Consider the following 26,852-nt stretch of genomic DNA (forward strand, 5'->3'; position numbering starts at 1 on the left):
CCGGAAAAAATTCGGCGCGGATGTTTAAATAAAAGGACTCGAATTAATCCAGCGGGGACAAACACATGAATCGCTCACGGCGCGCACGCTCGCGCCACGAGGCACGCGCCGATGTCTGAGCGGCCCGCGCACAAAGCTTCGATGCACTCCATCGGCTCGAATCAACTGGGCATGCGCCAGTTCAACGAGCGCATCGTCTTGCAGGCAATCCGCCTGCATGGCGCGCTGCCGAAGGCCGAAGTCGCGCGCATGACGCGCCTGTCGATGCAGACGGTTTCGCTGATCGTCGATCATCTGATCGAAGACGGCCTGCTCGCTAAAGAGCCGCGTTCGCGCGTGCGCGGGCGCATCGGGCAACCGTCGGTGCCGATTTCGCTGCGCGCGGACGGCGCGTTTTCCATCGGCGTGAAAGTGGGGCGGCGCAGCCTCGACGTGCTGTCGATGGACTTCGCCGGCAACGTGCGCACGCGCGAAACGCTGGAGTATCCGTATCCGGATCCGCATACGCTGTTTCCCGCGCTGGAAGAGCGGCTCGCGCGCGTCACCGCCGCGCTCGGCGACGACGCGCGCAAGATCGCGGGCATCGGTGTCGCGGCGCCGTTGTGGATCGGCGGCTGGCGCGATTTCTTCGACACGCCGCCCGACGCGCTCGCGGCGTGGGACGACATCGACATCCGCGCGCGCATCGAAGCGATGACCGCGCTGCCGGTCGAATTCGCGAAGGACACGACCGCCGCGTGCGCCGCCGAACTCGTGATGGGCCAGGGGCGCGGGCTGCGCGATTTCCTGTATGTGTTCATCGGGACGTTCATCGGCGGCGGGCTTGTCATCGATGGCCGATTGCACGCGGGACCGGGCGGGAATGCGGGCGCGATCGGATCGCTGCCGCTCGTCGGCGGAGGCGGAGGGAAAGGCAAGCGCGCCGGGCAGTTGCTCAACACGGCGTCGGTGTACGTGCTGGAAAAGGCGCTCGCCGCGGCGGGCGCGCCGGCCGCCGCGGCGCACGATGAGCGCGCGTGGTCGCCGGAGTGGCGCGCGCTGTCGGAAGCGTGGATGCGCGAGACGTGTCCCGCGATCGCGACGGGCATCGCGTCGTCGGCTGCATTGCTCGATCTCGAAGCCGTGGTCATCGACGGTGAAATCGACCGGAATCTGCTGCGCGAAGTCATTGGCCGCACCGATGCGGCGCTCGGCAACTTCGACTGGCAAGGCATGACGCGGCCGCGTCTCGTCGAAGGGCAGATCGGCCCCGACGCCCGCGCGATGGGCGGCGCGATCCTGCCGCTTTACGCGCACTTCGCGCCGAAGCACGAGCTCTTTCTGAAGCCGCTCGACGTCTGAATCATTCGAGCGAAAGGCGCGCCGCGAATGCGAGCAGCGCCGCGGAGAACGTCCAGCGCTGCACCGTCTGCGCTTTCGGATGACGGCGCAGCCAGCCGGAAATACGCACCGCGCCCGCCGCGAGCGTCAGGTCGAACGCGACGCCGACAACGACCAGCACGACGCCCAATTCCACCACTTGCGACCAGACCGGCCCCGTCTCCGGCCGCACGAATTGCGGCAGCAGCACGGAGCAGAACAGCAGCGCCTTCGGATTGAGGATGCTGCTCAGAATGCCTTTCGCGTAGGCAGAGCGCAGCGTGGATGCAGTGTGTCCGGATGCGGCTTCGAGTCCGAAAGCGGGCGAGCGGAAGATCTGGATCGCCACGTACGAGAGATATAGGCCACCCGCGATACGCACGCCGTCGTAAAGCCACGGCGCGCTGCGCAAAAGCGCTGCAACGCCGAGCGCCGACAGCGTGACGTGCGTCGCGCGTGCCGTGGCGAGACCGGCGGCGACGGCGAGTCCGTGGCGGAATCCGCGCGTGCCGCTCGTCTGCAGCACGAGCGCCATGTCCGGTCCGGGCAGCGCGTAGACGACCGCGAGCGCGCCGATGAAAACCCAAAGCAAGTGTGCCGAAACCATGATGCGCTCCTGTTCAGAAGGCTTTATCGTGCCACTTCGGAAAGAGCGATTTATGGTCTTTTGAGGCGATTTTGCGAGTCGGGTTGCAGCTTTCCTCTAAGATCAGAAGAGTTTAAAGGGGATAGCACCATGACCGAAATCGACCGCATCGATCGCGCGATGCTTGCTGCGCTCCAACACGACGGCCGCATGCCCGTCGCGAAACTGGCCGAGCGCGTCGGCCTGAGCGAAACGCCGTGCGCGCGCCGTCTCAGGCGTCTCGAAAGCGAGGGATTCATCGACGGCTATCGCGCCGTGCTGTCGCGCAAGGCGCTGGAACTGGGCGTCGTCGCGTTCGCGCAGGTGCGCTTCAGCGTGCACGACCGCGCGCTCTCGGATCGCTTCGAGCGCGAAATTCAGGGCATTGCCCGCATCGTGTCGTGCCACAACATTTCAGGGACGGCGGATTATCTGCTTCAGATCATCGCGCGCGATCTCGACGAATACGGCATCTTCATGCGCGACGTGCTGCGGACTTTGCCGGGCGTCACCGCCGTGGAATCGATGCTCTCGCTGCGTGAAGTCAAACGCGACAGCGGGCTTCCCCTGCCGTGAAGATTGTCTAGACAAGGAGCGACATCGCTCGAATGGGAAGCCTCGGGATTCCCCTAATACAACGTAAGTTGTATATACAAGAAGATGAAGTGAACTCGACGCGGGTTGTCGTTCGCGTCTGTCCACACTCACTTCTTGATGCGCAGGAGCAATCCGTGACTTCGACTTCCCGTTTTCGCGACACCGAGATCCGCGCGCCGCGCGGCACGCAACTCAGCGCAAAGAGCTGGCTGACCGAAGCGCCGCTGCGCATGTTGATGAACAATCTCGATCCCGAAGTGGCCGAGAATCCGAAGGAACTGGTCGTGTACGGCGGCATCGGCCGGGCGGCGCGCGACTGGGCGTGCTACGACAAGATAGTCGAAACGCTGAAGCGTCTGGAAGCGGACGAGACGCTGCTCGTCCAGTCGGGCAAGCCAGTCGGCGTGTTCAAGACGCACGAAAACGCGCCGCGCGTGCTGATCGCGAATTCGAACCTCGTGCCGCACTGGGCGAACTGGGAGCACTTCAACGAGCTCGACGCGAAAGGTCTCGCGATGTACGGCCAGATGACCGCTGGAAGCTGGATCTATATCGGCAGTCAGGGCATCGTGCAGGGCACGTATGAAACCTTCGTCGAGGCCGGGCGCCAGCATTACGGCGGCGATCTCAAAGGCCGCTGGGTGCTTACCGCCGGTCTCGGCGGCATGGGCGGCGCGCAGCCGCTCGCGGCGACGCTCGCGCTCGCGTGTTCGCTGAACATCGAATGTCAGCAGAGCCGCATCGATTTCCGTCTGAAGACGCGTTACGTCGACGAACAGGCGACCGATCTCGACGACGCCCTCGCGCGCATCCGGCGCTACACGTCCGAAGGCCGCGCGATCTCCATCGCACTGTGCGCGAACGCGGCGGACGTGCTGCCCGAACTCGTGCGTCGCGGCGTTCGGCCGGACTTGGTCACCGATCAGACCAGCGCGCACGATCCGCTCAATGGCTATCTGCCGAAAGGCTGGACGTGGGCGCAGTATCGCGATCGCGCGCAAAGCGATCCGGCGGCGACCGTGAGGGCCGCGAAGCAATCGATGGCGGAGCACGTCCGCGCGATGCTCGCGTTCCGCGAACAGGGCGTGCCGACCTTCGACTACGGCAACAACATCCGCCAGATGGCCAAGGAAGAGGGCGTCGAGAACGCGTTCGACTTCCCGGGCTTCGTGCCGGCGTATATCCGGCCGCTCTTCTGCCGCGGCGTCGGGCCGTTCCGCTGGGCCGCGCTGTCGGGCAATCCCGAGGACATCTACAAGACCGATGCGAAGGTGAAGGAGATCATCGCCGATGACGCGCATCTGCATCGCTGGCTCGACATGGCGCGTGAGCGGATCAGTTTTCAGGGCTTGCCGGCGCGCATCTGCTGGGTCGGCCTCGGGCTGCGCGCGAAGCTCGGCCTGGCGTTCAACGAGATGGTGCGCAACGGCGAATTGTCGGCGCCGGTCGTGATCGGCCGCGATCATCTCGATTCCGGCTCCGTCGCGAGCCCGAATCGCGAAACCGAAGCGATGCAGGACGGCTCGGACGCCGTGTCCGACTGGCCGCTGCTCAACGCGCTGCTGAACACGGCGAGCGGCGCGACGTGGGTGTCGATCCACCACGGCGGCGGCGTCGGCATGGGCTTTTCGCAGCACGCGGGCGTCGTGATCGTCTGCGACGGGAGTCGTGAAGCCGATGCACGCATCGCGCGCGTGCTGCACAACGATCCGGCGACGGGCGTCATGCGCCATGCCGATGCCGGTTACGACATCGCGGTCGAATGCGCGCGCGATCAAGGGCTCGATCTGCCGATGATCGACAAGCGATGAAAAAGCTCTGGCAACACTGCCACGCCGCGACGATGGCCGGCGGCAAGTATTCGGTCATCGACGACGCGGCGATCCTGACCGATGGCGCGCGCATCGAGTGGATCGGACCGCGCGCGGCCGCGCCGGATATCGGCGAATGCGAACGTGTCGAACTCGATGGCGCGTGGGTGACGCCGGGTCTGATCGACTGTCACACGCATCTGGTTTTCGGCGGCGATCGCAGCGGCGAATTCGAGGAGCGGCTCGAAGGCGTGAGCTACGCGGAGATCGCGGCGCGCGGCGGCGGCATCGCGAGTACGGTGCGCGCGACGCGCGAAGCCAGCGAAGACGCGCTGTTCAAAGCGGCGAAAACACGCGCGCTCGGCCTGCTGCGCGAAGGCGTGACCACGCTCGAAGTGAAGTCAGGCTACGGGCTCGATCTCGCGAACGAGCGGAAGATGCTCGCCGTCGCGCGTCGTCTCGGCGAAGCGCTGCCGCTGACCGTGCGCGCGACCTGCCTCGCCGCGCACGCGTTGCCACCCGAGTACGCGAATCGCGCGGATGACTATATCGCCCATATCTGCGATGAGATGCTGCCAGCGCTCGTCGAAGAAGGCTTGGTCGATGCCGTCGATGCGTTTTGCGAGCACATCGCGTTCTCCACGGAGCAAGTCGAGCGCGTGTTCCGATGCGCGCGCGATCTCGGCGTGCCAGTCAAAGTGCACGCGGAGCAGTTGTCGTCCTTGCATGGATCGTCGCTGGCGGCGCGGTATCGGGCGTTGTCGGCGGATCATCTCGAATACATGACCGAGGACGACGCCATCGCGATGGCGCAATCCGGCACCGTCGCCGTGCTTTTGCCGGGCGCGTTTTACATGTTGCGTGAAACGCAGTTGCCGCCCATCGACGCACTGCGGCGGCATCGTGTGCCGATCGCGCTCGCGAGCGATCTGAATCCGGGAACGTCGCCCGCGCTTTCGCTGCGCATGATGCTCAACATGGCCTGCACGCTCTTTCGCCTGACGCCCGAAGAAGCGCTCGCCGGCGTGACCTTGCATGCGGCAAAGGCGCTCGGCTTGCACGCGACGCACGGATCGCTCGAAGCGGGCAAGACCGCCGATTTCGTCGCCTGGCGCATCGGCAGGCCGGCCGAGCTTTCGTACTGGCTCGGCGGCGCGCTCCCGAACCGCGTCGTGCGGGGCGGTGCGGAGGTCGATATCGAGCGCATCGCCCGATGAAACAAACGCCTCGTCCGAACCGGAACGAGGCGTTTCACCAAGAAAAGAAACGATGAGGCGCGGCGTTACGTGCGCTTGCGGATCATTCCCCAGACGACGAGCAGGATGATTGCGCCGATCACCGAGGCGATCCAACCCGCCGGTTGTCCCGGCTGATACCAGCCGAGCGCCCGGCCGACGTACCCCGCGATCAGCGATCCGGCGATGCCGAGGACGATGGTCATGATCCAGCCCATGCTGTCGTCGCCCGGCTTCAGTGCGCGCGCGATGAGACCGACGACGAGTCCGACGATCAAAGTACCGATAAATGCAAGCATGCGGTCGCTCCTTGACTAAGTTTTACGGCGTTTTGATTGCGTTTGCGGAAGGATTCCGGACGATCCGGTACATCCAAAGTAGCACGGCGCAATGCGTTTGGGTATGACACTGGCCGTTCGGCTAACCCGTGGAGCACGAACGATGCCGCGTCCCGCCCCAAGGTAAAATTCGTCGCATTGCCTCTGCATGCGTTGCTACGATATGACCGATTCCGAATTCCCCTCCACCGACGAAGCCATCCACGAAGACCGCCTCTGGCGCGACGACGGCTGGACCGCGCGCGTCATCAAGAACGAGGACGACGACGGCTGGGCCGTCGAGATGATTCAGGCGGGCGAGGCGGAACCCGCGCTCGTCGGCCCGTGGACAATGGGCCGCGACAAGAAAAATCCGAAGCCGCTCGATGCAGGCGCGTTCCGCACGCTCGTCAAGACGGCGTCGGAAGTCTTGCGTCGCCATGAACAGCAACGTCATGCGATGTTGAACAAGAACGTCACCATCGACGTGCGGGGTGAGGACATCACCGTCACGCTGGAGATCGTTCCGGATGAAGACGATCCCTACGCCAATCTCAAAGCCTTCGATGCGTACGGCGCGCAACTCGCGTTCGTGCGTGTGTCGCCGGCGTTCAAGCTCAGCAAGGCGAGCGCCGAACGCTGGGCCGAGAACGATTTCGCCAAGCCGAACTGAATCGGCTGCAGAGCGCGCATGGCGCGGGCACAAATAGAAACGCCGTCGCGCTTTCGTGCGACGGCGTTTGAAGAAATCTTGCGAGTCGAAGCGGCGCTCAGCCCTTTCTGACGACGAACTCGATTCGGCGATTCGCGAAACGTCCGCTGGCAGTATCGTTGTCGGCGATCGGATTGGCGTCGCCGTAGCCCGCTGCCGTGAGCGATTGCGGCGGCACGCCGTTACGCACGAGGAAGCCTCGGACCGCCTGAGCGCGTTCCTTTGACACTTCCAGCTTGGCCGCCGCTCCGCCCTGGGCATCCGAATAACCCGCGATTTCGAGATTCACCATCGAACCCTTGGCTGCGCAGTTCTTGAGCAGTTGCGCCGTCTCGCCGAGCGTGGCGTAGGCGCTTTCCGGCACCTGCGCACTCGAACGCTCGAAATTAACAACCTGAAGGTCGAGCACGCGCGTCAGCTTGTCGCCGGAGCAAGGCGTGTCCGTGGCGAGCAGGCTCTTTAGCGCGCTGCGAAAGGATCGTGTCGCCGTGGCGACCGCGCCGTCCACGTCGAACGCCGCGACCTGGAACATGCCGCCGAGCGAGCTTCTCATCCTATCGACCCAGCCGAGCTTCGCGTTTGCGGCCGCGCCGCTCAGTTCCACCTTCGAGCCGGTGATCTTGGCTTCCGCGCCGGGCACGGCCATGAGCGGGAAGAAGTCGCTCAGACGCGAAAGCCAGGCTGCCGGGCGTGTTTCGGCAACGACGGAAATATCAGCCGTGTAGGCTTTGCCGAAGCGAGCCGTCAATGCGTCGATGAGATGCTTCTTCTCTGCTTCAGTGCCGACCGTCGCCTCGATCGCCGGGATGCCCGCCGAGTTGACGCTGAACAGCAACTGCGCGTTTTTCCATGAAGCCGGCGCGGCTTTCATTGCCGAGGCCGATTGCGGTGCCGCCGCCGTGTTGGCCGACGCATCGATGGATGACACGGCCGGCGTTTCATCGCTGACCGGCGAGACCGATGGCGTCGCGGAGGAAGCCTGCGTCGACGCATCGGCGACCGGCTGCGTGGCTGGCGCGGCGCTCAGATCGACGCTTTCGCCATGCGTGAAGCCACGGTAATAGACGAGCGCGAGGATGACGGCCAACACAGCGAAAAGCAGCCAGATCCACTTGTTCGAACGCTTCTCCGCCGGCTTGCGAACCGGTGCGCGCATCGGCGGCGGCGAGGGGGGCAAGGACGGCGCGGGCTTGGGCGCCGGGGCGCTTTGCGTGACGGCTTTCACGACGGGTTCGGGCGCAAGCGCCACCGCGACGTCGCCGTCGATGCGCGGTTCGAGGCTCGATGCGACGGTATCGAGGCGCGGCGTGATGCAACTGGTGAAGCCTTCGGTGTTGCCAACGCCGATGGCCGTCGCGACCGCGTTCGACATCGACGAATTGATCTCGCCGACCTGATCGCGCAGGAGCTTGGGCACCTGCGGCAGTCCCCACTGTGCAAGCAGGAAGTGGCGTTTCATGACGCCGAACAGCACGGCCGCCACGATGCCGGCGAGCGCCGACGTCGCTTGCGTCGGAACGCCGGTTTCTGCCGAGACGGCGTCGGTCAGGGCATCGACACGCTGGCCCGTCGCGAGCGCGGCAAGCGAGTGCCCGGTGGTTTCGAGCTGCTTGAGCCCGCCGGTGGTGGCGATCAGCTTTGAGAACTGTTCCGCGATGTAGGCGTTGGTCTCCGGCTGCATGATGACGGCGTAGACCGACTGCGAGCCGGGCACGAGCGTCGCCCGGTCCATGAGCGAGGCGACGAGTCCGGGCGCGATGCGCGCCGCGAGTTGCCGGACCATTTGCCCAGGTATGCCGAACTGCTGCGACAACTGCTCCGCGACGTTTTCCGAGATCGCGGCGTTGACCGCCTGGACCAGATTGATGCTCATCGACTGAATTTCCTTTCTACATGAGCGCTTAACGCAAGCGCAGAAGCGCAGCGGATTCTATATGCACAGTTATCCTAAAAAGAATCGTGCAAACTTCTTTACAAAAACGGTGCTTCGATGCGACTTGCCTTACGCTTTTTTTAGCGTGCAAGCGGGCTCATTTGCGAGAAAAATTTGAGAATCCGCTTGCAGGCGATGCCGAGCCACGACGGTTCGGCGGGCGCGGTTTCCGCGCTTTTCACGGAAAGCGCGACGAGCGACAGCATGGAATGAGACTGGATGAGCGTGCGATACGAAGCGTCGAGCGGCGACGTCCACGCGCACGAGCGGCAATCGTGCTTCGCGCACATATTGCAGGGAGGTTGATCGCGGTTCATGGCAGAGTCCTTTACAAGTATCCGCACATGATCTTCGATACGGGATCGCAAGGCGATCAGAGCCTTCCGATTGAACTCTTGGTTTTATTTTCGGAAATAGGACAAACTAGCTTGATAAATCCGGCACTGTTCGCACCAAAGGAGATGGCGATGCACTATCTGTTGATTTACGAACTTCGGTCTGACTATCTGGAGCGCCGCGCGCAGTTTCGCGATGAGCATCTGGCGCTCGCGTGGGCGGCGGTCGAACGGGGCGAAATCGTGCTCGCCGGGGCGCTCGATGCACCCACCGATCGCGCGATGCTGCTGTTTCACAGCGAATCGCCCGCCGCCGCCGAAGATTTCGCGAAGAACGATCCTTACGTGACGAACGGGCTGGTGGAGCGTTGGGAAGTGCGCAAGTGGAACACGGTCGTGGGCGCGAACGCAGCCACGCCCGTGCGATAGCGCGACGCGAAGATCACGCGTCGGCGGTTTCTTCCTCCGGCCGGTCCCGCCGCGAGGAACCGCGCCGCTGCGCCGAGCGATACAGGCTCGTCAACGTATCGTCGATCTGTTGCGAACGCTCGAAGAGCGTCGCGAGCCAGTCGACGAACGCGGATACGCGCGGCGTCGCCTGACGGCTCTTCAGGAACGCCACCGACACCTTGAGCGGCGGCGATTTCCATTGCGGCAGCACTTCGCGCAACTGTCCCGAGCGCAGATAAGGCTGCGCCGCGATCCGCAGCGGCTGAATGAGCCCGAGCCCTTCGACGCCGCACGCGAGGTACGCGTGCTCGTCCGCGACCTGAACGAAACCGCGCATCTTCATCGTGACGGCTTCGCCGTCGACAGCGAAATCGAAGTCGGCCGGGCGCCCGCTTTTCTCCGCAAGACAGTTCACCGCGACGTGCTGCGCGAGCTCGTCGAGCGTTTCCGGCGTGCCGTGCTTCTCCAGATACGCGGGACTCGCGCACGTCACCTGTTCGAGCATGCCGAGCCGGCGCGCGATCAATCCGGAATCGGGCAATTCGCCGAGCTGCACGCTGCAATCGACGCCTTCGCCGACGAGATCCACATTGCGATTGCCGATGCCGATCGACAGTTCGATCTGCGGATAGCGCGCGTGGAACTCCGGCAGCGCGGGCACGACGATCGACGTCGCGACGGTATCCGGCATTTCGACGCGCAGCCGTCCGCGCAGGCGCTCTTCGCCCGCGCCGAAACCGGATTCGAGCTCGTCGATATCGGCGAGAATTTGCGCGCAGCGCTCGTAATAAGCGGCGCCGTCGACGGTGAGATTCAGGCGCCGCGTCGTGCGTGCGAGCAATTGCACGCCGACTAGCGCTTCGAGTTGTTGCACGGTCGTCGAAACACTCGCGCGCGGCATGCCGAGCGACTCGGCGGCGCGCGTGAAACTGTTCGTATCGACGACACGCGTAAAGACACGCATGGCATGGACGCGATCGATCACGTTGAGTTTTCCTTTTATGACGATTGAATGGCGATGCGCGAGAAAAAACGACTTCACCGCGGCTGCGAAACCGCGGAAAAAAGGCGCATCGGCGATGGTTGAATCGTACGGACGGGAAGCGTCAACGTGAATACACAAAAATGGCGGATTCTTGCCTGATTCTTTTCGACGGCGAATCCTGCGCGCGTTACAGCATCGGCATTTCGCCGCGCAGGCGGCCCGCGACGCCCGAGAAGTCGCTGCCCGACGGCGCCTGATAAAGCCGCAGGCCCATCTCGGGAAGGATCGAGAGCAGATGATCGAAGACGTCGCCCTGAATGCGCTCGTATTGCGTCCACGCGGTGGTCGCGGTGAAGCAATAAACCTCGACAGGGATGCCGTCCGATTGCGGCTCCATCATTCGCACCATGATCGCCATGTCCTGGCGAATCTCCGGATGGCGCTGCAAAAACGCAAGCCCGTACGCGCGGAACGTGCCGATGTTCGTGAGCCGCCGCCGGTTCGCGGGCTCGTTCGCGAGTTCGCCGAGATTGCGGTTGGTTTGCTCCACCTCGGTCTGCTTCTGTTCCAGATAATCGTGCAGCAGGCGAAAGCGTTTCAGGCGCGCAGTCTCTTCCTCGGTGAGAAAGCGCACGCATTGCGCGTCGATACGCATCGTCCGCTTGATGCGCCGCCCGCCCGATTCAAACATGTGCCGATAGTTGCGATAGCTCTCCGAAAAGAGCTTGTAGGTCGGCACCGTGGTCACGGTGTTGTCCCAGTTCTGCACCTTGACGGTGTGCAGCGCGATGTCCTTCACGAAGCCATCGGCGGCGGCTTGCGGCATTTCGATCCAGTCGCCGATGCGCAGCATGTCGTTCGACGTCAGTTGCGTGCTCGCGACGAGCGACAGCAAGGTGTCCTTGAACACGAGCAGCAGCACGGCCGAGAGCGCGCCGAGACCGGAGAGCATCCAGAGCGGCGAACGGTCGATCAGTATCGACAGGACGAGCACGCCGCATACGAGCGCGAGTCCGAGCTTGCCGATCTGGATGTAGCCTTTGATCGAGCGTGTCTGCGCTTCCTTGCTTTCCGCATAAACGTCCTGCCACGCGGACAGGGCGCTGCCCGCGGCGAAGAACATGCAGATCCACGCGCCGCCGTGCGCGACGCGGCCGATGATCGTCGCCCAGTGACCGATGCGCGGCACTTCGTCGATGCCGAGCGCGACCGTCGCGAACGGCACCGCATACCAAAGCCGGTGATAAGCGCGATGCTTGATGAACGCGCGGTCCCACTTCTGATGCCCCGCGAGCACGAGCAGGCGATGCGCGACATGGAGCACGATGCGGGCCACGACCCATTGCACGAAGAGCGCGATCAGCGCGAGCGCGACGAGACCCGCGACCGTTTGCGCCCACGGATGAATGGCGAGCAGATGCGGCAGCGGATCGGGCAGGAAATCGAAATTCATAGGGATCGTGGAGGACTGAAGACGCGCGATCTTGCATCGCGACGCGCTCCGTATTGTGCATGATCGTGCGCGTCCGAGGCATCGGATGCGGCCGAGTTGCGGGCCGTGGCGCGCCTTATCGAAAACCCGAGTTCGATGAAAATGAATTTTTTTTGGCCGGATTTTCGAGTAAATATACTTTCATCGCGTTCAATCGCCATGAGGGCGCAGCGCATTTCATGTCCCGTTCACTATCGGTCCGTGCGCCGGCGAGCGCCGACGATCTGATCTCCGCGCGCATCGCGGCGGCCATGCCGACGCTCACGCCGATCCATCGGCGCATGGGGGCGTTCGTGCTCGCGAATCTGTTCCGCTCGGCGACGATGCGTATCGACGAACTGGCGGGCGCGGTGGGCGCGTCGGTGGCGACGGCGAACCGTTTTGCGCGTGCGCTCGGATTCTCCGGCTATCCCGCGTTTCGCGAGGCGCTCGTGCGCGGCTTCGAGGCGACCATCGCGCCGGTCGAGCGCTTGCGCACCGCGCTCGAATCGCCGGCGAGCGGCGCCGAAGTATTCGATGCATCGCTTGCACAGGCGGCGGCGAATCTGCGTCTCGCGCAAACATCCGTCGATGGCGCGAGGGCCGAAGCGATCGTCGATACGATTCTCGCCGCGCCGCGCGTCTTCGTGATCGGCTACGGCGCGAGCGCGTTTCTCGCCGGCCTGATGGAGCACGGTCTCACGCCGTATTGCGCGAACGTGCAATCGCTCGCGCTGATGGGCGGGCCGTCGCACGCGGCGCGCAGGCTTTTCACGGCTTCGCGCGGCGATGTGCTCGTCGCGATCGCGTTCCCGCGCTATGTCGACGACACCATCACGCTTGCGCGGCTCGCGCGCGATCACGGCTTGCGCGTGGTCGCGTTGACGGACAGCGCCGCGTCGCCGCTCGCGCAGGTCGCCGATCTCGTGCTCGCGATCCGCGCCGAGCGCAGGCTCGCGGCGAATTGCGATACCGCCGTGCTCGCCGTCATCGAAGCGCTGTGCGATGCGGTCGCGCATCGGGCGAAGCGTTCGGTGGAGGCGGCATCGGGATTGACCGAATTCGTGTTGCCGTGGCTCGTCGCCCCGGCGCTCGCCAAAGATGCGCGCGCCGCTCATACGACGCGCCGCACGACCGCGAAACGACACACTCACAGGGAACCGCGCGACTCATGAAGGTCACACCAGTCATTGCGATTCACGGCGGCGCGGGCACGCTCCTGCGCAGCGCGATGAACGCCGAAACGGAAGGGCGCTATCTCGCCGCGCTCACCGACATTCTCAGCGCGGCTCAGCGCGTGCTCGCCGATGGCGGCAGCGCGCTCGACGCCGTCACCGAAGCCGTGCGTCTGCTCGAAGACTGTCCGCTCTTCAACGCGGGGCACGGCGCGGTGTTCACGGCGGCCGGCACGCACGAACTCGACGCCTCCGTGATGGACGGCGCGACGCTCGAAGCGGGCGCGATCAGTTGCGTGACGCGCGTGAAGAACCCGGTGCTCGCCGCGCGCCGCGTGCTCGACGCGAGCGATCACGTCATGTTTACGGGCGCCGGCGCGGAAGCCTTCGCGCAGTCGCAGGGTCTCGAATTCGTCGATCCGTCGTACTTCTACACGGAAGCGCGCTTTCAGCAATGGCAGAAGGCGCGTGGCACGTCCGGCACCATGCTCGATCACGATGCGATGACGAAATTCGCCTTCGATAACGGCCCGGACGATCCTATCGATCCCGACAAGAAGTTCGGCACGGTCGGCGCGGTCGCGCTCGATTCGAACGGTCATCTCGCGGCGGCGACGTCGACGGGCGGCATCACGAACAAGCAGGCGGGTCGCGTCGGCGATGCGCCCCTGATCGGCGCGGGCTGCTATGCGAACGACGCGACGTGCGCGGTCTCCACGACGGGCACGGGCGAGATGTTCATCCGCATGCTCGCGGCGTATGACGTGTCGGCGCAGATGGAATATCGCGGCGTGTCGCTGGAAGAAGCATCGAACGATGTCGTGATGAACAAGCTGCCGCGCATCGAAGGACGCGGCGGACTCGTCGCCGTCGATGCGAAAGGCAACGTCGTGCTGCCGTTCAACACGGAAGGCATGTATCGCGGATTCGCGCGCGTGGGCGAAGCGCCCGTCACGGCGATCTATCGATGATGACGCTGCCCGAAGCGTGCGTCATCGACGTACACGGCCTGTCCGTGAATTTCCGCTCGCGCTCGCGCACCATCGAAGCGGTGCGCAACATCTCGTTTAGCGTCGACCGCGGCGAGACGCTTGCGATCGTCGGCGAATCGGGCTCGGGCAAGTCGGTCACGTCGCTCGCGCTCATGCGTCTCGTCGAGCATGGCGGCGGACAGATCGTGTCGGGCAGCATCGCGTTTCGCCGGCGCAACGGGCAAGTGCTCGATCTCGCGAAAGCATCGTCGGCGACGATGCGCGGTGTACGCGGCGCGGACATCGCGATGATCTTCCAGGAGCCGATGACATCGCTCAATCCCGTGTTCACGGTCGGCGACCAGATTGCGGAAGCGATCGCGTTGCATCAAGGCAAGAGCCGTTCCGATGCGCGCGCCGAGGCATTGCGTCTGCTCGATCTCGTGCGGATTCCCGAGGCGAGGCGCGTGTTCGCGCGCTATCCGCATCAGTTGTCGGGCGGCATGCGCCAGCGCGTGATGATCGCGATGGCGCTCTCGTGCAAGCCCGCGCTCTTGATCGCCGATGAGCCGACGACCGCGCTCGACGTGACGATTCAGGCGCAGATCCTGCAACTCGTGCGCGGCTTGCAGGACGAGATGAACATGGGCGTGATCTTCATCACGCACGACATGGGCGTGGTCGCGGAAGTGGCCGATCGCGTGCTCGTCATGTATCGCGGCGAGAAGGTGGAAGAGGCGCCATCGGACGCGCTGTTTCATGCGCCGAAGCATCCGTACACGAAAGCGCTGCTCGCCGCCGTGCCGACGCTCGGCGCGATGCGCGGCACCGATCGTCCCGCGAAATTCCCGATCCTCGAAGTCGAGTCCGCCGACATCGCGCCCGACGATGCGAGCGCGTTGCGTCCGTCGGAAGCGGTCGAGAAGGAGAAGCAGCCCGCCGTCGATGAAGCCATTGAACCGATACTGCGCGTGCGCGATCTGGTCACGCGCTTTCCGGTGAAGAGCGGCCTCTTTGGCCGAACGACGGCGGCAGTGCACGCGGTCGAACGCGTGAGCTTCGACTTGCGGCCTGGCGAAACGCTTGCGCTCGTCGGCGAATCGGGTTGCGGCAAATCGACGACGGGACGTTCGCTGCTCAGGCTCGTCGAGAGCCAGAGCGGGTCCATCGAATTCGATGGACGCGATATCAGCAAGCTCGAAGGTCACGCGTTGCAGGCGCTCAGGCGCAATATCCAGTTCATTTTTCAGGACCCGTTCGCGTCGCTCAATCCGCGTCTGACCGTGGGCTTTTCGGTGATGGAACCGCTGCTCGTGCATGGCGTCGCGAGCGGAAGACAAGCACAGGCGCGGGTCGACTGGCTGCTCGACAAAGTGGGCTTGCCGCCCGAAGCCGCGCAACGTTATCCGCATGAATTCTCGGGCGGTCAGAGGCAGCGCATCGCGATTGCGCGCGCGCTCGCGTTGAACCCGAAAGTCGTGATCGCCGATGAATCCGTGTCCGCGCTCGATGTCTCCGTGCGCGCGCAGATCGTCAATCTGATGCTGGATTTGCAGCGCGAACTGGGCGTCGCGTATCTCTTCATTTCGCACGACATGGCGGTCGTGGAGCGCGTGAGTCATCGCGTGGCGGTGATGTATCTCGGGCAGATCGTCGAGATCGGGCCGCGCGCGGCGGTGTTCGAAGCGCCGCGTCATCCGTACACGCGCAAGCTGATGAGCGCGGTGCCGGTCGCCGATCCGTCGCGTCGGCACGCGAAGCGCATGCTCGCCGCCGACGAGATTCCAAGCCCGATCCGCAAGCTCGGCGATGAGCCGATCGTCGCAAAACTGGTTGCTGTCGGACCTGATCACTTTGTCGCCGAGCATCACGTTGGCGGCGCTTACTAAAAGCAATTCGAAGAGCACCTCGAAAAGCACTTCAACAAGGAGTCCAACGATGCCGTCCTTCAAATTGCGCGCGATGCTCGCAGCAAGCGCGTTCGCCACATTGACCGTTCTCGCGCCGGTCGCTGCGCACGCGCAAAGCACCGCCGTGATGGCCGTCGCCTCGACCTTCACGACGATGGATCCGTACGACGCCAACGACACGCTCTCGCAAGCCGTGGCGAAGTCGTTCTACGAAGGCTTGTTCGGTTTCGACAAGGACATGAAGATTCGCAACGTGCTCGCGACGAGCTACGAGGCGAGCCCCGACGCGAAGGTGTACACGATCCATCTGCGCAAGGACGTGAAGTTCCAGGACGGCACCGACTTCAACGCCGATGCGGTGAAGGCCGTCTTCGACCGCGTGACGAATCCGGACAACAAGCTGAAGCGCTACAACCTCTTCAACAAGATCGAGAAGACCGAAGTGGTCGATCCGTACACGGTGAAGATCACGCTGAAGATTCCGTTCTCGGCGTTCATCAACGTGCTCGCGCACCCGTCGGCGGTGATGATCTCGCCGACCGCGCTGCAGAAATACGGCAAGGACATCGCGTTCCATCCGGTCGGCACGGGGCCGTTCGAGTTCGTCGAATGGAAGCAGACCGACGACCTGAAAGTGAAGAAGTTCGCGGGCTACTGGCGCAAGGGCTTGCCGAAGATCGACATGATCGACTGGAAGCCCGTGGTCGATAACAACACGCGCGCCGCGCTCATGCAAACGGGCGAAGCGGACTTCGCGTTCTCGATTCCGTTCGAGCAGGCCGCGACGCTCAAGTCGAGTCCGAAGGTCGATCTGATCGCGGCGCCTTCGATCATTCAGCGCTACGTCAGCATGAATACGCTGCAGAAGCCCTTCGACAATCCGAAGGTGCGCGAGGCGATGAACTACGCGATCAACAAGGAAGCGCTCGTCAAGGTCGCGTTCGCGGGTTATGCCGTGCCGTCCGAAGGCGTCGTGCCGCCGGGCGTCGACTACGCGACGCCGAAGCTCGGACCGTGGAAATACGATCCCGCGAAGGCGCGCGAGCTGTTGAAGGAAGCCGGTTATCCGAACGGCTTCGAAACCGTGTTGTGGTCCGGCTATAACCATACGACCGCGCAGAAGATCATCCAGTTCGTGCAGCAGCAACTCGCGCAAGTGGGCGTGAAGGCATCGGTCGAAGCGCTCGAAGCGGGGCAGCGCGTGCAGCGCATCGAGAGCGCGCCCGATCCGAAGACCGCGCCGGTACGCATGCTCTACATCGGCTGGTCGTCGTCGACGGGCGAAGCGGACTGGGCGATCTCGCCGCTCCTGAGCGGCGGCTCGTTCCCGCCGAAGCTCTTCAACACGGCGTACTACAAGAACGATCAAGTCGATGACGATCTGCAAAAAGCGCTCGCGACGACCGATCGCAACGAGAAAGCGAAGCTCTACGCCGATGCGCAAAAACGCATCTGGGCCGATGCACCGTGGATCTTCCTCGTCACGGAAAAGGTCGTGTATGCGCGCAGCAAGCGTCTGTCGGGCGCATACGTGATGCCGGACGGCTCGTTCAACTTCGACGAAATCGCAATCAAGTGATGGACGACGGCCGGGCTTCATCGCCCGGCCTTATCTGACGAACACGATGCTCAACTTCATCGCCAAACGCCTGTTCGGATTGCTGCCGACACTCTTCATCGTCGCAGTGCTGGTGTTCTTCTTCGTGCACATGCTGCCGGGCGATCCCGCGCGTCTCGCAGCAGGCGCGGAAGCCGACGAAGCCACGGTCGCGCTCGTGCGCGCCGATCTCGGCCTCGACAAGCCGCTGCCGCAACAGCTCGTGAGCTTCTTCGGCAAGGTCGTGCATTTCGATTTCGGCATGTCCACGCGCAGCAAGCGGCCCGTGTCGACGGAAATCGCCGAGCGCTTCATGCCGACCTTGTGGCTCACGCTCGCGAGCATGGTATGGGCCGTGATCTTCGGCATGACCATCGGCATCGTGTCGGCGGTGTGGCGCAATCGCTGGCCCGATCGACTGGGCATGACGCTCGCGGTGTCGGGCATCTCGTTTCCGGCCTTCGCGCTCGGCATGCTGCTGATGGAAATCTTCTCGGTGAAGCTCGGCTGGCTGCCCATCGTCGATGACGGAACGTGGAAAGGCTACGTGCTGCCATCGATCACGCTGGGCGCGGCGGTGGCCGCCGTCATGGCGCGCTTCACGCGCGCGTCGTTCGTCGAAGTGCTCGGCGAGGACTTCGTGCGCACCGCGCGCGCAAAGGGCGTGCATGAGCCGATGGTCATCGTGAAGCACTGCCTGCGCAACGCGATGATTCCCGTCGTCACGATGATGGGCCTGCAATTCGGCTTTCTGCTCGGCGGCTCGATCGTCGTCGAGAAGGTGTTCAACTGGCCGGGCCTTGGCCGCCTGCTCGTCGATGCCGTCGAGATGCGCGACTATCCCGTGATTCAGGCAGAGGTGCTGCTGTTCTCGCTGGAGTTCATCGTGATCAATCTGATCGTGGACGTGCTGTACGCGATCATCAATCCGACCATTCGCTTCAAGTGAGGACGCGATGAGCGTGACAGCCGAAAGCGCGACAACCGCGCCGCAAGAGATCCGCACGCCGTGGACCGAGTTCTGGCGCAAGTTCAGGCGGCAACACATCGCGATGATCGCGGCCGTGTTCGTGCTGCTGCTGATCGTGATCGCGATCATCGCGCCGTACATCGCGCCGTATGACCCGGAAAACTACTTCGACTACGACGCCCTCAACGCCGGTCCTTCGGCTGCGCACTGGTTCGGCGTCGATGCTCTGGGCCGCGACATTCTGAGCCGCATACTCGTCGGCAGCCGCATATCGTTGACGGCGGGATTGCTCTCGGTCGTGCTCGGCGCGGTGATCGGCACGTTCTTCGGCTTGCTCGCGGGCTACTACGAAGGATGGTGGGACCGCATCGTGATGCGTATCGCGGACGTGCTCTTCGCGTTTCCCGGCATTCTGCTCGCGATCGGCGTCGTCGCGATTCTCGGTAACGGCATGGTGAATGTCGTGTGCGCGGTCGCGATCTTCAGCATTCCCGCGTTCGCGCGGCTCGTGCGCGGCAATACGCTCGCGCTGAAGCATCTCACGTATATCGAGGCGGCCAAGAGCATCGGCGCCTCGGACTGGACGATACTCGCGCGGCACATTCTGCCCGGCACGATTTCATCGGTGGTCGTGTACTTCACGATGCGGATCGGCACGTCGATCATCACGGCCGCGAGCCTGTCGTTTCTCGGACTCGGCGCGCAGCCGCCGACGCCCGAGTGGGGCGCGATGCTCAACGAAGCGCGCGCCGACATGGCGATGGCGCCGCATGTCGCCATCTTCCCGAGTCTCGCGATCTTCTTCACGGTGCTCGCGTTCAATCTGCTCGGCGACGGCCTGCGCGACGCGCTCGATCCGAAGCTCGACCGGCCATGATGCACATCGGCTCGCTCGTCGCGGGGCCGCGCGGCACGATCGCGGATGTCGCGGGTGTGACGGTCGGTCATTGCACGCTTGCGCAAGGTGCGGTGCAGACCGGCGTCACGGTGATTCGTCCGCATGACGGCGACGTGTATCGCGACAAGGTGCCCGCTGCGGCGTGCGTCATCAACGGGTTCGGCAAGAGCGTCGGGCTCGTTCAGATCGACGAGCTTGGCGTGATCGAAACGCCGATCGCGCTGACCAACACGTTCGGCGTCGGCACGCTCGCCAATGCGCAGATTCGCGCGGCCATTGCTGCGAATCCGCGCATCGGACGCGAAGACCCGAGCGTGAATCCGCTCGTGTTCGAATGCAACGATGGCTATCTCAACGACATGCAGGCGCTCGCGATTCACGAAGCGCACTACACGAGCGCACTCGAGGCGTGCAGTGTCGAGTTCGAGCGCGGCGCGGTCGGCGCGGGGCGGGGCATGTCGTGCTTCGAACTGAAGGGCGGCATGGGTTCGGCTTCGCGTGTGGTGCATATCGGCGGCGACGCTTATACGACGGGCGCGCTCGTGCTCGCCAATTTCGGCAAGCTGCAGCAATTGATTGTCGAAGGCGAAGCGCTCGGTCGCAAACTTCAATCGAGCATCGATGAGAAGCCCGAGCAAGGATCGATCATCATGTTGATCGCCACCGATGCGCCGCTCGATGCACGTCAGTTGCGCCGTCTCGCGATGCGCGCCGCCGCCGGTCTCGCACGCACCGGATCGGTCTTCGGACACGGCAGCGGCGACATCTCGCTCGCCTTCACGACCGCGTACACCGTGCCGCACGATGCAGACTTCATCGCGATGCCGCCGCTCATCAACGACGCGCGTCTCGATCCGCTGTTTCAAGCCGCCGCCGATGCCACCGAACAGGCGATCCTCGATGCGCTTTACAGCGCGGAAACGGTCGCCGGGCGCAACGGTCATCGGCGCATCTCACTCAAGGACGCATTGAGAACACGACCATGAAAGTGCTGATCTCGGTGGATATCGAAGGCATCGCGGGCGTGTTTCATCCGGAGCAGACGCGCGCCGGCAACACGGAATACGAACAGGCGCGCCGCTGGATGTCGCGCGAAGCCGATGCGGCCGCACAAGGTGCATTCGATGGCGGTGCGACGCAAGTCTGGATCAACGATTCGCATGGCGGCTTTCGCAATCTGATGCCCGATCTCATCGATCAACGCGCGCGGCTCGTGCTCGGCAAGCCGCGCACGCTCGGCATGATGGCGGGACTGGAAGCATCGCCGGAAATCGTGTTCATGATCGGCTATCACGCGCGCGCGCAAAGCCGCGGCATTCTCGCGCATACGATCAACAGCGCGGCCTTTGCGCGCGTCATGCTCGACGGCGAGGAAGTGGGCGAGGCCGGACTCTATGGGCGGCTTGCCGAGGAACGCGGCGCACGCATCGCGCTGCTGACCGGCGACGACGTGTTCGGCGCCGAAACGCTGCCCGCATTCCCAGGCGCGCGCTTTCTCTGCGTGAAGACGGCGCACGGCTATTCGAGCGGTGTCACCGAAACGCCCGCCGCAGCGTGCGAGGCGATCCGGCTCGCCGCGCGCGAAACGATCGAAACGTCTTCCGGACATGCCCGCCGTCCGGCGATCACGGAACACCGCTGCGAGTTGCGCGCGCAAACGAGCGCATTCGCCGATCTCTTCTGCCAATGGCCGACGCTCGAACGCATCGATGCCGTGACGCTCGCTTTCGATGCGCCTTCGATGGAGCATGTCGTGCGGATACTCAATTGCCTTTCGGCAATGTCTTTCATGATACGGTGAGTGGTTGAACCAGGCGCTTCGAGTATCGTTAGAATGGCGTCTTTCGCGAGACCGCTCATGGTTTCGACTTGCTTGCAGACGACGCTCATGCATACCGTGAAGCTTGAACATAACGACGACGAAGTCCTCGATCCCGCCGATCCGCAACTTGTCGTGCGCGGCTCGCTCTTCATCGACGGTCACGATGCCGGTTGCTGGGAAGAGCGGCGCGACGGCACATGGGCGGCGCATGTGCGGCACAAGGGCGGCTGGATCGTCGAGACGAGCCGTGGCGCGCTGATCGAGCGGCTCGCCCGCGGGGCATAACGCAGTTTTCTTCGAACTGATTTAACACATTTCATGTATCTGTCGATCATCGCCGTGGGGCTCGGCGGCGGGCTGGGTTCGTTGCTCAGATGGGTCCTCGGCTTGCGCCTGAATGCGATTTTTCCGAATCTGCCGCTCGGCACCTTTGCGGCGAACGTCATTGCGGGCTACATCATCGGCGTAGCGGTCGCTTTTTTCGCGCGCTTTCCCGATATTTCGGTGGAATGGCGCCTGTTCATCATCACCGGATTGATGGGCGGCCTGTCCACGTTTTCCACGTTCTCGGCCGAAGTGGTCGCGCATCTGCAGCAAGGGCGGCTCGGCTGGGCGCTCGGGGAGATCGCGATTCACGTTGGCGCGTCGCTCGTGATGACCGCGCTCGGCATCGCGACGGTGGCCGTCGCTTCCTGAAGGACCCGATCGGCGGCGCGGCATCGGCATCCGTCTTTTTATCGATTTGAACGTTTGCGCGCGCCGATTCCGCTCATTCCCGTAAAGTTTTTTTCCCGCGTTTTGAACGCTAGACCCTCGCTGCTTCGGCAGCGGTTTTTTCTTTTGACAGTAACGAAGGTGATGAAATGCCAGGCCTGCCGCTCATCGAAGTCAGACCGTATCGTGCGAGCGATCTCGACGGTGTAATCGATCTGTTCCAACGCGCCGTTCGCGAAACGGCATCGGCCGACTATAACGAAGCGCAGATCGCAGCCTGGTCGCAAGCCGATCGCGACGAATGGGAACTCGCGCGCTTGAGCCGCCCGACTTGGGTCGGACTTGTCGACGGCGAACTCGCGGGCTTCGCCGATCTCGAGAAGAACGGTCTCATCGACATGATGTTCGTCGATCCGATACATCAGCGCAAAAGCGTGGCGACGTCGCTGCTCGCGCGCATCGAGGCCGAAGCGGAGGTGCTCGGCCTGACGACGCTGCATACCTATTCGAGCGTCACGGGGCGGCCTTTCTTCGAATATTGCGGTTTCACGATGCTGCTGGCGCGCGCCGTCGTCGTGCGGCAGCAGCGCTTTGTCCAGTTCGTGATGGAGAAAGTGCTGGATCTGTGAAATCTGTATAGACAACACGCGTCGATCTTCCGGGGCGAGCCTAGTGAAATCCCGGATAACCCCTTGTTTCGTCCTTTCTGCGCGATTAGACTTGAGTCTAACTTGTATAGACAGGACGAACCATGATCACGCTTACGCCCGGAAAACTGACGCTGCCGCAACTGCGCCGCATCGCGCGAGGCTCGGACCCGCTTCTGCTCGATCCGGCCAGCTTCGACGCGATCGATGCCAGCGCGCGCGCAGTCGCCGCGATCGCCGCGAAGGGCGATCCGGCTTACGGCATCAATACGGGCTTCGGGCGGCTCGCCAATACGCACATTCCGGCCGATCAGCTGGAACTGCTGCAAAAGAATCTCGTGCTGTCGCATGCGGTGGGCGTGGGCGAGCCGATGTCGCGTCCGGTCGTGCGGCTTTTGATGGCGCTCAAGCTGTCGAGTCTCGGGCGCGGCCATTCGGGCATCCGCCGCGAAGTCATCGACGCGCTCATCACGCTCTTCAACGCCGACGTCCTGCCGATCATCCCGATCAAGGGTTCGGTCGGCGCATCGGGCGACCTCGCGCCGCTCGCGCATATGTCGACGGTGCTGCTCGGCATCGGCGAAGTCACGATTCGCGGTGAGCGCGCCAGTGCGCTCGACGGTCTGGCGGTCGCGGGCCTCAAGCCGCTCACGCTGCAGGCGAAGGAAGGACTCGCGCTGCTGAACGGCACGCAGGCGTCGGCGGCGCTCGCGCTTTACAACCTTTTCGCGATCGAAGATCTGTTCCGCACCGCGCTCGTCGCGGGCGCGCTGTCCGTCGATGCAGCCGCCGGCTCGGTCGTTCCGTTCGATGCGCGCATCCATGAACTGCGCGGTCATCGCGGGCAGATGGAAGCCGCATCGGCGTATCGCACGCTGCTGAAGGGCTCCGGCATCAATCTGTCGCACGCGGATTGCGACAAGGTGCAGGACCCGTACAGCCTGCGCTGCCAGCCGCAGGTGATGGGCGCGTGCCTCGACCAGATGCGCCACGCGGCGGATGTCCTGCTGATCGAATCGAACGCCGTCTCCGACAACCCGCTGATCTTCCCCGATACGGGCGAAGTGCTCTCGGGCGGCAACTTCCACGCGGAGCCGGTCGCGTTCGCGGCCGACAATCTCGCGCTCGCCGCAGCCGAAATCGGCGCGCTCGCGGAACGCCGCATCGCGCTTTTGATCGACGCGACGCTCTCGGGCCTGCCGCCGTTCCTGGTGCGCGATGGCGGCGTCAACTCCGGCTTCATGATCGCGCACGTGACGGCGGCCGCGCTCGCATCGGAGAACAAGACGCTCGCGCATCCGGCGTCGGTCGATTCGCTGCCGACGTCCGCGAATCAGGAAGATCACGTCTCGATGGCGACGTTCGCCGCGCGCAAGCTCGGCGACATCGCCAGCAACACCGCGAACATCCTCGCGATCGAACTGCTCGCGGCGGCGCAAGGCGTCGATCTGCGCGCGCCGCATCAGACGAGCGCGCCGCTCGCCGAAGTGATGAAGACGCTGCGCGCGCACGTGCCGCACTACGACCTCGACCATTACTTCGCGCCCGACATCGCCGCGATCGCGACGCTCGTGCAGCAAGGCGCGATCGCGCGGCACAGCCCGTTCTCGTTCGCGTCGGAACAAGCTGAATGAGCACGCCCGCGTATCAGGAGATCAAGGACTACATTCTCCAGCGCATTCATATCGGCGAGTGGAAGGAGGGCGACCAGGTGCCTTCCGAAAACGAGCTTGCGCGCGAATTCAAGGTCGCGCGCATGACCGTGAACCGCGCGCTGCGCGAACTGACCGCCGAACAGGTGCTGACGCGCGTGCAAGGCGCGGGCACCTTCGTCGCGCAGCCGAAATACGCGTCGACGCTCGTCGAGATTCGCAGCATTTCGGATGAAATCGTCGCGCGCGGTCACACGTATCGCGCGCAGGTGCTGCATTTGGGCGCGTCGATCGTCGACGAAGCGCTCGCCGCCGAAATGCATCTCGCGCTCGGCAGCCCGGTGTTTCATTCGCGCGTGCTGCATTTCGAAAACGACGAGCCGGTACAGATGGAAGAACGTTACGTGAATCCCGCGCTGGCGCCGGAATACGCGCGCCAGGATTTCACGACGATCACGCCGAACCAGTATCTGATGACCGCCGCGCCGCTGCAGCGCGTCGAGTATCGGATCGAGGCATCGGTGCCGTCGGCGGAAATTCGGCTCGCGCTCGCGATGGCCGAGCACGAGCCGTGTCTGCTGCTGCATCGGCGCACGTGGTCGCGCGATGCGGTGGCGTCGGTTGCGAATCTCTGGCATCCCGGCGACCGCTACCAATTCACCGGACACTTCTGAACGTGACGATCATTCGTGCCGATTCGCTGACGCCCACGCCGTGGAAGAACGGCGGCGGCATCACGCGCGAGATCGCGGCGGGGCCGCAGGGCGTGTCGCTCGATGCGTTCGCGTGGCGTCTGTCGCTCGCCGACGTCGCATCCGACGGTGCGTTCTCGAAGTTCGAGGGCGTCGATCGCGTGCTCGTGCTGCTCGACGGCGCGGGCATGCGTCTGACGGAAGCGCACGGCGACGTGCATGTTCTCGATGCGCCGCTCGCAATCGCGCGCTTTGCCGGCGAGACGCCGATTCACGCCACGCTCCTCGCCGGCCCGACGCGCGATTTCAACGTGATGGTGCGCCGCGATCGCGCGCGCGCAACGGTGAACGCCGGGCGCGCGTCATGCTCGCTCGCGTTCGAACACGACGTGACGTTTCTGTTCTGCGTGCAAGGGCGGCTCGACATCAAGTTCGCCGACGACACATGCCATACGCTCGAAGCAGGCGACACCTCGCGCATCGATGGCGCGAGCGCGCTCGAATGCGCGGTTCAGGATGGCGCATCGTGGCTGCATATCGGCATCGACATGATGTAGACGCGCATCGACATAACAACGGAGACAAGCGATGAACGCATTCTTCGCGGAGCACGCGCGCCTCGCCGATGGCTGGCGTCGCGACGTGCTGCTCGAATGGGACGACGCCGGCACGCTCGTGCGCGTCACGCCGGACAGCGCGGCGCCCGCGGGCGTCGAGCGCGCGAAAGGACCGATCCTGCCCGGCATGCCGAATCTGCACTCGCACGCGTTCCAGCGTGCGATGGCGGGCCTCACCGAGTATCGCGCGAGCGTCGCCGATACGTTCTGGAGCTGGCGCGATCTCATGTATCGCTTCGCCGCGCGGATCGGCCCGGAATCGATCGCGGATATCGCGCACTGGCTTTACATCGAGATGCTGAAGGCGGGCTACACGTCGGTGTGCGAGTTTCACTACGTGCATCACGCGCCCGATGGCGCGCCGTACGCGAATCGCGCGGAACTCGCGGAGCGCGTCGTCGATGCGGCGGAGCGCGCGGGCATCGGCATGACGATGCTGCCGGTGCTCTACGAATACAGCGGCTTCGGCAAGAGCGTGCCGCGCGACGATCAGCGGCGCTTTCTCAATACGCCCGATTCGCTGCTCGGGCTCATCGACGCCCTCGCGCGCTCGCGGCCCGAAAACGGCGCGCGGCGTTACGGCGTCGCGCCGCATTCGTTGCGCGCGGTGTCGGGCGAATCGCTCGCGGCGCTCATCGAGGGAATCGATGCGCGCTTTGAGCGCGCGCCGGTGCATATCCATATCGCCGAACAGATGGCCGAAGTGGACGCCTGCGTCGCGGCTACGGGGCATCGTCCGGTGGACTGGCTGCTCGAACATTTCAACGTCGATGAGCGCTGGTGCCTCGTGCACGCGACGCACGTCGATGCCCACGAATGCGCGCGTCTCGCGGCGAGCGGCGCGGTCGCGGGTCTGTGTCTCACGACCGAAGCGAATCTCGGCGACGGCGTGTTCCCGTCGCGCGATTATCTCGACGCGGGCGGGCGCATCGGCGTCGGGTCCGACAGTCATGTCGGCGTCGACTGGCGCTCGGAGCTGCGTCTGCTGGAATACGGGCAGCGCCTTTGCCGCCAGCAACGCAACGTGCTGGCGTCGCCGACGCAAAGCCGTCCGGCCGATCGTCTTTTCGATGCCGCGCTCGATGGCGGCGCGCACGCGACGGGACGCGCTGTCGGTGCGCTCGCGCAAGGCTTGCGCGCCGACTGGCTCGTGCTCGACGACGCGCATCCGGGCATCGGCGGACATGCGAGCGACGCGTGGATGTCGAGCGCGGTGTTTTGCGAGCATGGCGAGACGCCGATCCGCGATGTCTTCGTCTCCGGCCGCAAGGTGATCAACGCGCGCCGTCACGCCGACGAAGACGAAGCGCTCGCGCGTTATCGCGCCGCCTTGCGCGGCTTGCTGGATTGAGGTCTC

The 26,852-nt window shown here is 64.2% G+C and carries 27 protein-coding genes; 21 read left to right on the forward strand and 6 right to left on the reverse strand.

Annotation, left to right across the window (positions count from 1 at the left end; translation table 11 throughout):
* Positions 1-111: 111 nt before the first annotated feature.
* Complete coding sequence (locus tag LDZ23_RS16420) at positions 112-1,341, forward strand: ROK family transcriptional regulator (protein WP_008353753.1); 1,230 nt, start codon at positions 112-114, stop codon at positions 1,339-1,341.
* Between the two features lies 1 nt (position 1,342).
* Here LDZ23_RS16420 and LDZ23_RS16425 read toward each other — a convergent pair whose 3' ends face one another.
* A complete protein-coding gene (locus LDZ23_RS16425) occupies positions 1,343-1,966 on the reverse strand; it encodes a LysE family translocator (RefSeq protein ID WP_008353752.1) in 624 nt (207 codons plus the stop codon).
* 129 nt (positions 1,967-2,095) lie between these two features.
* Here LDZ23_RS16425 and LDZ23_RS16430 point away from each other — a divergent pair, with 129 nt between their 5' ends.
* The 3 genes from LDZ23_RS16430 (at position 2,096) to hutI (ending at position 5,609) form a co-directional block, all read left to right on the forward strand.
* Positions 2,096-2,560, forward strand: a complete 465-nt coding sequence (locus tag LDZ23_RS16430) for an Lrp/AsnC family transcriptional regulator (protein WP_008353751.1) — start codon at positions 2,096-2,098, stop codon at positions 2,558-2,560.
* 155 nt (positions 2,561-2,715) lie between these two features.
* Complete coding sequence (gene hutU, locus LDZ23_RS16435) at positions 2,716-4,392, forward strand: urocanate hydratase (RefSeq protein ID WP_008353750.1); 1,677 nt, start codon at positions 2,716-2,718, stop codon at positions 4,390-4,392.
* Entirely contained in the window at positions 4,389-5,609 is a 1,221-nt protein-coding gene (gene hutI, locus LDZ23_RS16440) for an imidazolonepropionase (protein ID WP_008353748.1), read from the forward strand. The genes hutU and hutI overlap by 4 nt, the downstream gene beginning before the upstream one ends.
* 65 nt (positions 5,610-5,674) lie before the next feature.
* On the opposite strand, the gene LDZ23_RS16445 is transcribed toward hutI, so the two are convergent.
* Entirely contained in the window at positions 5,675-5,926 is a 252-nt protein-coding gene (locus tag LDZ23_RS16445) for a GlsB/YeaQ/YmgE family stress response membrane protein (protein WP_008353746.1), read from the reverse strand.
* Between the two features lie 202 nt (positions 5,927-6,128).
* Here LDZ23_RS16445 and LDZ23_RS16450 point away from each other — a divergent pair, with 202 nt between their 5' ends.
* Positions 6,129-6,617, forward strand: coding sequence for a hypothetical protein (locus tag LDZ23_RS16450; protein WP_008353745.1), 489 nt, complete (start codon positions 6,129-6,131; stop codon positions 6,615-6,617).
* 97 nt (positions 6,618-6,714) lie between these two features.
* Here the strand turns inward: LDZ23_RS16450 and LDZ23_RS16455 are convergent, their stop codons facing one another.
* Complete coding sequence (locus LDZ23_RS16455; RefSeq protein ID WP_008353744.1) at positions 6,715-8,529, reverse strand: OmpA family protein; 1,815 nt, start codon at positions 8,527-8,529, stop codon at positions 6,715-6,717.
* Between the two features lie 140 nt (positions 8,530-8,669).
* Positions 8,670-8,906 carry a hypothetical protein gene (locus LDZ23_RS16460; RefSeq protein WP_008353743.1) on the reverse strand — a complete coding sequence of 79 codons (237 nt, stop codon included), beginning with the start codon at positions 8,904-8,906 and terminating at the stop codon, positions 8,670-8,672.
* Between the two features lie 150 nt (positions 8,907-9,056).
* On the opposite strand from LDZ23_RS16460, the gene LDZ23_RS16465 reads away from it, so the two are divergent.
* Complete coding sequence (locus LDZ23_RS16465) at positions 9,057-9,353, forward strand: YciI-like protein (protein ID WP_008353742.1); 297 nt, start codon at positions 9,057-9,059, stop codon at positions 9,351-9,353.
* 13 nt (positions 9,354-9,366) lie between these two features.
* Here LDZ23_RS16465 and LDZ23_RS16470 read toward each other — a convergent pair whose 3' ends face one another.
* Together LDZ23_RS16470 and LDZ23_RS16475 are read right to left on the reverse strand one after the other, a co-directional pair.
* Entirely contained in the window at positions 9,367-10,359 is a 993-nt protein-coding gene (locus LDZ23_RS16470; RefSeq protein WP_033536340.1) for a LysR family transcriptional regulator, read from the reverse strand.
* 187 nt (positions 10,360-10,546) lie between these two features.
* Positions 10,547-11,812 carry a mechanosensitive ion channel family protein gene (locus LDZ23_RS16475; protein ID WP_008353740.1) on the reverse strand — a complete coding sequence of 422 codons (1,266 nt, stop codon included), beginning with the start codon at positions 11,810-11,812 and terminating at the stop codon, positions 10,547-10,549.
* Between the two features lie 218 nt (positions 11,813-12,030).
* Here LDZ23_RS16475 and LDZ23_RS16480 point away from each other — a divergent pair, with 218 nt between their 5' ends.
* The 15 genes from LDZ23_RS16480 (at position 12,031) to LDZ23_RS16550 (ending at position 26,846) form a co-directional block, all read left to right on the forward strand.
* Entirely contained in the window at positions 12,031-13,005 is a 975-nt protein-coding gene (locus tag LDZ23_RS16480; protein ID WP_033536341.1) for a MurR/RpiR family transcriptional regulator, read from the forward strand.
* Positions 13,002-13,976 (forward strand): isoaspartyl peptidase/L-asparaginase family protein, encoded by a 975-nt coding sequence (locus LDZ23_RS16485; RefSeq protein ID WP_008353738.1) that lies wholly within the window; start codon positions 13,002-13,004, stop codon positions 13,974-13,976. Before LDZ23_RS16480 ends, LDZ23_RS16485 begins: the two co-directional genes overlap by 4 nt.
* Entirely contained in the window at positions 13,973-15,865 is a 1,893-nt protein-coding gene (locus LDZ23_RS16490; RefSeq protein WP_008353736.1) for a dipeptide ABC transporter ATP-binding protein, read from the forward strand. Before LDZ23_RS16485 ends, LDZ23_RS16490 begins: the two co-directional genes overlap by 4 nt.
* A 49-nt stretch (positions 15,866-15,914) precedes the next feature.
* Positions 15,915-17,465, forward strand: a complete 1,551-nt coding sequence (gene gsiB, locus LDZ23_RS16495; protein WP_008353735.1) for a glutathione ABC transporter substrate-binding protein GsiB — start codon at positions 15,915-15,917, stop codon at positions 17,463-17,465.
* Between the two features lie 46 nt (positions 17,466-17,511).
* On the forward strand, positions 17,512-18,432 hold the full coding sequence (gene gsiC / locus LDZ23_RS16500) for a glutathione ABC transporter permease GsiC (RefSeq protein WP_008353734.1): 921 nt from the start codon (positions 17,512-17,514) through the stop codon (positions 18,430-18,432).
* A gap of 7 nt (positions 18,433-18,439) precedes the next feature.
* A complete protein-coding gene (gene gsiD / locus LDZ23_RS16505) occupies positions 18,440-19,330 on the forward strand; it encodes a glutathione ABC transporter permease GsiD (protein WP_008353733.1) in 891 nt (296 codons plus the stop codon).
* Positions 19,327-20,337, forward strand: coding sequence for a DmpA family aminopeptidase (locus LDZ23_RS16510; protein WP_008353732.1), 1,011 nt, complete (start codon positions 19,327-19,329; stop codon positions 20,335-20,337). The genes gsiD and LDZ23_RS16510 overlap by 4 nt, the downstream gene beginning before the upstream one ends.
* Positions 20,334-21,152, forward strand: coding sequence for a M55 family metallopeptidase (locus LDZ23_RS16515; RefSeq protein WP_008353731.1), 819 nt, complete (start codon positions 20,334-20,336; stop codon positions 21,150-21,152). Before LDZ23_RS16510 ends, LDZ23_RS16515 begins: the two co-directional genes overlap by 4 nt.
* 57 nt (positions 21,153-21,209) lie before the next feature.
* The gene (locus LDZ23_RS16520) at positions 21,210-21,458 is read left to right on the forward strand and encodes a hypothetical protein (protein WP_033536342.1); all 249 of its coding nucleotides are present in this window, start codon (positions 21,210-21,212) and stop codon (positions 21,456-21,458) included.
* 33 nt (positions 21,459-21,491) lie between these two features.
* Complete coding sequence (gene crcB / locus LDZ23_RS16525) at positions 21,492-21,869, forward strand: fluoride efflux transporter CrcB (protein WP_008353729.1); 378 nt, start codon at positions 21,492-21,494, stop codon at positions 21,867-21,869.
* Positions 21,870-22,036: 167 nt separating this feature from the next.
* Positions 22,037-22,516, forward strand: a complete 480-nt coding sequence (locus tag LDZ23_RS16530) for a GNAT family N-acetyltransferase (protein WP_008353727.1) — start codon at positions 22,037-22,039, stop codon at positions 22,514-22,516.
* Between the two features lie 122 nt (positions 22,517-22,638).
* A complete protein-coding gene (gene hutH / locus LDZ23_RS16535; RefSeq protein WP_008353726.1) occupies positions 22,639-24,168 on the forward strand; it encodes a histidine ammonia-lyase in 1,530 nt (509 codons plus the stop codon).
* Entirely contained in the window at positions 24,165-24,860 is a 696-nt protein-coding gene (gene hutC, locus LDZ23_RS16540) for a histidine utilization transcriptional repressor HutC (RefSeq protein ID WP_008353725.1), read from the forward strand. The genes hutH and hutC overlap by 4 nt, the downstream gene beginning before the upstream one ends.
* A gap of 2 nt (positions 24,861-24,862) precedes the next feature.
* Entirely contained in the window at positions 24,863-25,435 is a 573-nt protein-coding gene (locus LDZ23_RS16545) for a HutD/Ves family protein (protein WP_008353724.1), read from the forward strand.
* 31 nt (positions 25,436-25,466) lie between these two features.
* Entirely contained in the window at positions 25,467-26,846 is a 1,380-nt protein-coding gene (locus tag LDZ23_RS16550; protein WP_008353723.1) for a formimidoylglutamate deiminase, read from the forward strand.
* The last annotated feature ends 6 nt before the right edge of the window (positions 26,847-26,852 follow it).

Source organism: Caballeronia zhejiangensis, from assembly GCF_022879815.1.
GTDB lineage: Bacteria > Pseudomonadota > Gammaproteobacteria > Burkholderiales > Burkholderiaceae > Caballeronia > Caballeronia zhejiangensis.